Raw genomic sequence first — 4,811 nt, forward strand, 5'->3', positions numbered from 1 at the left:
CGTAAGCTCATTTCTAATAAGCTAAGGGTTTTCATTGACTTTTTATCAAGCTATTTTGAAAGTACGCCCTACTGGGACAAGTAAATCGCGGTACGCGTAACGCTTAATTTATGTGGTAAAAACGTAACTTCAGTGGATGAGTGATATCAGCATAATAAATTAAATAAAAACGGCGTGGAGAAACACCTCCGACGCCGTTCGCGTAATAGACTATCTGGTTTCAGTGACTTAAACTTTAAAGGAGTAACCTTACCCTAAAGCCCTCATCACATTCTGAAGGTTTCCATAATCGCGGGCACTCCCGGGAACATACCAATTAGTGCCATAACGGTACATAACACCAAAAACGTAATTCCTGGAATTAGCCAGCGCCCTGCTTTGCCGAGCTCTCCAGCTCTATCTTTGCACCCAACGAGCCCCAAATTATCCAAAAGCATGGTAAAAGACCATCCGAATACTGGATTAACTAATACAGAGGAGATCACTACCAATGCGGCAGATTGCGTCGTTTTACCTTCACGCGTCATTTGCATACCGGCTTCCATTAGCGGCAGAAAGACCCCAACAATAAGCGCTACGCAAAGCACTGGCGGCCAAATTGCTAGATCCATGGGGTAACCCCAAAGTGCCGCTACAACGCATAAAAAGCCAGTAACTAATGCACCACCGGGTATGGGTCTGCGCGCGATAGAAGCCGGAATAATGTAGGTACCCCACGAAGATGAGATATTCCCCCCTCCCAGTAGGCTTCCCACTGCCTGACGACTAGATGCAGCAATCATGGTGTCATCTATATTCATGTGCGCTCGTTCACTTTTTTTAGGGTAGCTAAGCTTTTGAAAGACTTGATGACCTAAGAAATCTGGCGACCACATAGACACAGCCAGCACAGCAAAAGGCAGCACAGCAATGAAATGTGACCAGTCTGGCAGGCCTAGTTTCCAACCTGTGTCTTCCCCCCACCAATAAGCAGGGTTCAAGTTAGGCATACCCGGCGACGTTGTGAACTCAAATGGCGCACCGAAGGAAAACGCAATGACCGCCGCCATCACCGCACCAAGCGGAATGGCTAGCCAGCGCTTTTGAATATGCTCTAGCCATGCATACATTAAAATAGTGGCAATGATCACCACGAAGGCTAAGTAAGCCATATCGAAGCTTTCTGCCCACGCAAAGAGTTTCTTCACCTGGCCTGTAATGCCTATAAACCCTAAGTACAACAGCAGCCCACCGCATACACCGTTACTGGTTAGCCTAGCAAGCACACTGCCGCCCTTCGTTACTCCTAAAATAAAACCAAATAGTCCAATGAGCAGACCGAGCGCCATGGGATGGCCGCCAGATGCAACAATAAGAGGTACTAAGGGCAGTAAGGGGCCGTGTGTACCTGCTAAATTAGCTGACGGGTTTAGGAAACCGGAAATCAGAACAACGAACAAGACTGCTGCAATGAGTAATTCAAAGCGCACGTTTTCAATAACAACCTCAGGAGATAGCCCTAGCGGTGCTGCGAATGCACCTACTACGGCGGCAACCATAACGATTTTTCCTATGGTCGCCGCCATGCCTGGCACGAAGTCTTCCCACTCAACGCGGTAGTCTTTACCAGGCAGGTTCAACCGCCAACGTTTTGGAGAAAGTATTTGAAGTTCGTGATTTAAATATTCGTCTCTTGATTTAAAACTACTGCTCGGTTTGTGAAGATTTTGATAAGAAGAACTTTCTTGTGACACATAACACCTTTAGATTGCGCGAAGAAAAGCGCAAGCCTAAACATGTGAACGGAATGTAACAATGCGACTGTGGTCTTATACGAAAGTCTAACGTGGAAGACGGGCATAAAAAAACCCGCAACAATGTGCGGGTTTTCATAATATGGCGGAGAGTGAGGGATTCGAACCCCCGGTGGGTTTGACCCCACGTCTGATTTCAAGTCAGGTGCATTAAACCGGGCTCTGCCAACTCTCCTGAAGTGCTGCGTATCTTAATGATTTATGTGGGACTGTAAAGCACTAATTTTAACATTTTTACTCAAACGACCAATTGATAATCAAAGTGTTCAAAATTTAATTGCTCTCGTTTAACGCAGGCTTTATTCAGTCAGGTATTGCACTGACGCGGTAATGTGAAGCACTGGTCAATCACACCACACAAACATGCTTGCAGGTTTGGTTAGAAGCGTTAAAGACAGAGCTTTATCAGCTGCTCTGTTATTAACACCATAGCAAACATGGAGTGGAAGAAGGTGCTCTTCTCTAGGATGGGCGTATCGCGCATCCGGCGCGCTGTACCATTCAACAAGACGAGCTTTGCGTTCATTCTCGCTGTAGGCACTTGTCTGCATAGTTGTCTGAAGCCAGTTATTAAAGCGCGTTGCTTTTCGCATTGCCTCACCGGAGCTATCAAAAAAGCCCTGCATATTGTGAAAAGAAGACCCCGAGCCCAATACTAAAATATTCACTTCGTTCTTTGCTTCACTATTTACAGGCTCTACCCCGAGTTCAACAGCTTTTCTAATTGCTTCCCCCAATAGCACATGCTTTTTAGAATCCAAGTCAGACGTGATGGATAGTTGAATACAGGGTACATCGGCACTGGGATACATAATACTTAGGGGAATGAACATTCCATGATCGAAACCACGTGCCCTATCCTCCCGTACAGCAATGCCTTGTTCTGCTAAACGCTTTAGTAATAAAGTTGCGAGTGCTACTTCTCCTTTGGCCGGATACTCAAGGGAATACGCCTCTTTAGGGAAGCCATAATAGTCATAAATCAAGGAAGGTTCTGGGTGAGTAGTTACACAGACTTCAGTATCTTCCCAATGGGCACTAATCACTAAGACTGCATCGGGTTTGGGTAAATCTGCTGATAACGTTTTGAGCGCTTCAATCATTTCAATGTGATAGGCAGGCGTCCTCGCCTCTCCTACTGACTGCATTTCAAGAAGTGGAAGCGGCCCTCCACCATGAGAAATATAAGCGGTGTTAATTCGCACAGACGGGCGAGTTTGCGTTCGCTGTTGCATAAAACCATACCTTGTTAGATGTGTAGAATACCATTCCTGCATTCCCACGCTTCGCTAGGAAACTTGCCAGCGTCTTCAGAGTGGGCAATTATCAATGCGGATTGATATAAGGGCTCCTTAGCCATTGAAACCGGCGCATTTGGGCCGGTTTCGTTAGTCGTCGAATCTCACAACCGCTATTTATTAAGCTTGTGACTAATAAGAGAGTCGATTGAAAATTTACCGCCACCTTGAATAGCTAGCGCACCTGTTGCAGCAAGTAACGTTAGTGCAAACTCGTAACCGTTGTTAGTCATAAATAAACCGTTTGCTGCATGTACACTAAAAATCGCAATCACCATTGTGAATGCACTTACTAAAGCGGCTGGGCGTGTTAGAAAACCTATAATAAGCGCTAGCCCGCCAAAAAACTCAGCGCTGCCGGCCAGCAATGCCATTAAAAAGCCTGGCGCTAAACCAATGCTTTCCATCCACTGACCTGTGCCTTCTAATCCATAACCACCAAACCAAGCAAAAAGCTTTTGTGCGCCGTGTGCGGTAAGAATAATGCCCACAGGCACACGTAAAACCAAACTAGAAATACTGCTGTTAGAAGTAAAAATGTTTTTCAGAAATTGCTTGTTCATTGTTGAATCCTCAAAGTCTCTCGTAATTGAAAGTGTCATATCTAAAAAGTGATGAACGCTCCGCCTGACTTCATTGAGTTGGCACAGCGCTAACCTGATGCATATAGAATAGTTACCAACACCTATTGAATAAAGCGGTTAAATATTGAATTATTACCAACAATTTGTTGTTTATTGAGACGAATGACTAAACGATGGATAAATTATTGCTACTGAAAACCTTCTGCGTAGTTGCGAATGAAGGCAGTTTTACAAAAGCTGCAGAAAAGCTAGACACGTCAAATCAACTCGTAAGCAAGTATGTTGCCGAATTAGAGAAGCAACTTGATACGCGTTTATTCAATCGCACTACAAGAAAAATTCACCTAACCGAGGCTGGTCAACAGTGTTTGCAACATGCAAATCATATTCTTGAAAGCGTAACCGATATGGAAAGTCAGCTTGGGTTGCTCAATACAGAAGCAAAGGGAGTTCTGCACGTAAGTGCCCCTGTCTCTTTCTCAACATTACATTTAGCGAGTGCACTCAGTGCGTTTCAACAAGCACACCCTCACGTATCGATAAACTTGCAGCTAAACGATAGAAAGATTGATGTGATAGACGAAGGCTTTGATGTAGCAATACGTGCAGGTCACCTAGCTAACTCGTCGCTGGTGGCCAAGAAAATCACAACGATAAAGCTGGCCCTGTGCGCTTCACCAGCCTACCTGGAAAAATATGGCACACCGGAACATCCAGCCGAATTAAAACCAGAACACTATCTTGAGTACTCCTACGTCAACTATGATAACGATAAATCAGTGCTTATTGCGGCGCTTAAAGCAAATGCCCAGACTGTGACGCCCAAGCTAACCGCGAATAATGGAGAAGTCCTTACCAATGTAGCAAAGCAGGGTGAAGGTTATGTACTTCAACCTACCTTCATTGCCGGTGAAGCGCTCAAAAACGGGGAACTCGTCTCCATACTGGACGATTTCGTACCGCAAGCTATCTCTTTGTATGCGGTCTATCCTCATCGTAAGCTCATTTCTAATAAGCTAAGGGTTTTCATTGACTTTTTATCAAGCTATTTTGAAAGTACGCCCTACTGGGACAAGTAAATCGCGGTACGCGTAACGCTTAATTTATGTGGTAAAAACGTAACTTCAGTGGATGAG

4 protein-coding genes and 1 tRNA gene are annotated in these 4,811 nt (G+C 45.0%); 1 reads left to right on the plus strand and 4 read right to left on the minus strand.

Annotated features, from left to right (window positions below):
• Nucleotides 1–266: 266 nt before the first annotated feature.
• The 4 genes from QVA83_RS08285 to QVA83_RS08300 all read right to left on the minus strand — a co-directional run bounded on the left by QVA83_RS08285 (nt 267) and on the right by QVA83_RS08300 (nt 3,654).
• On the minus strand, nt 267–1,733 hold the full coding sequence (locus QVA83_RS08285) for a DUF3360 family protein (protein ID WP_287498344.1): 1,467 nt from the start codon (nt 1,731–1,733) through the stop codon (nt 267–269).
• A 143-nt stretch (nt 1,734–1,876) separates the two neighbouring features.
• A tRNA-Ser gene (locus QVA83_RS08290) sits at nt 1,877–1,968 on the minus strand.
• 169 nt (nt 1,969–2,137) lie between these two features.
• On the minus strand, nt 2,138–3,028 hold the full coding sequence (locus QVA83_RS08295; protein ID WP_287498345.1) for a DODA-type extradiol aromatic ring-opening family dioxygenase: 891 nt from the start codon (nt 3,026–3,028) through the stop codon (nt 2,138–2,140).
• Nucleotides 3,029–3,204: 176 nt separating this feature from the next.
• Nucleotides 3,205–3,654 (minus strand): DoxX family protein, encoded by a 450-nt coding sequence (locus tag QVA83_RS08300; protein WP_061095150.1) that lies wholly within the window; start codon nt 3,652–3,654, stop codon nt 3,205–3,207.
• 194 nt (nt 3,655–3,848) lie between these two features.
• Between QVA83_RS08300 and QVA83_RS08305 the strand changes: the two genes are divergently transcribed.
• Entirely contained in the window at nt 3,849–4,754 is a 906-nt protein-coding gene (locus QVA83_RS08305) for a LysR family transcriptional regulator (protein ID WP_287498346.1), read from the plus strand.
• Nucleotides 4,755–4,811: the final 57 nt, after the last annotated feature.

It is taken from the genome of Alteromonas sp. AO-Serp, from assembly GCF_017849675.1.
Taxonomy (GTDB): Bacteria; Pseudomonadota; Gammaproteobacteria; order Enterobacterales; family Alteromonadaceae; genus Alteromonas; species Alteromonas macleodii.

Excerpts from the sequence above, each read along its gene's own strand:
- QVA83_RS08300 (WP_061095150.1), bottom strand. The coding sequence starts at position 3,654 with ATGAACAAGCAATTTCTGAAAAACATTTTTACTTCTAACAGCAGTATT.
- QVA83_RS08295 (WP_287498345.1), bottom strand. The coding sequence starts at position 3,028 with ATGCAACAGCGAACGCAAACTCGCCCGTCTGTGCGAATTAACACCGCT.
- QVA83_RS08305 (WP_287498346.1), top strand. The coding sequence starts at position 3,849 with ATGGATAAATTATTGCTACTGAAAACCTTCTGCGTAGTTGCGAATGAA.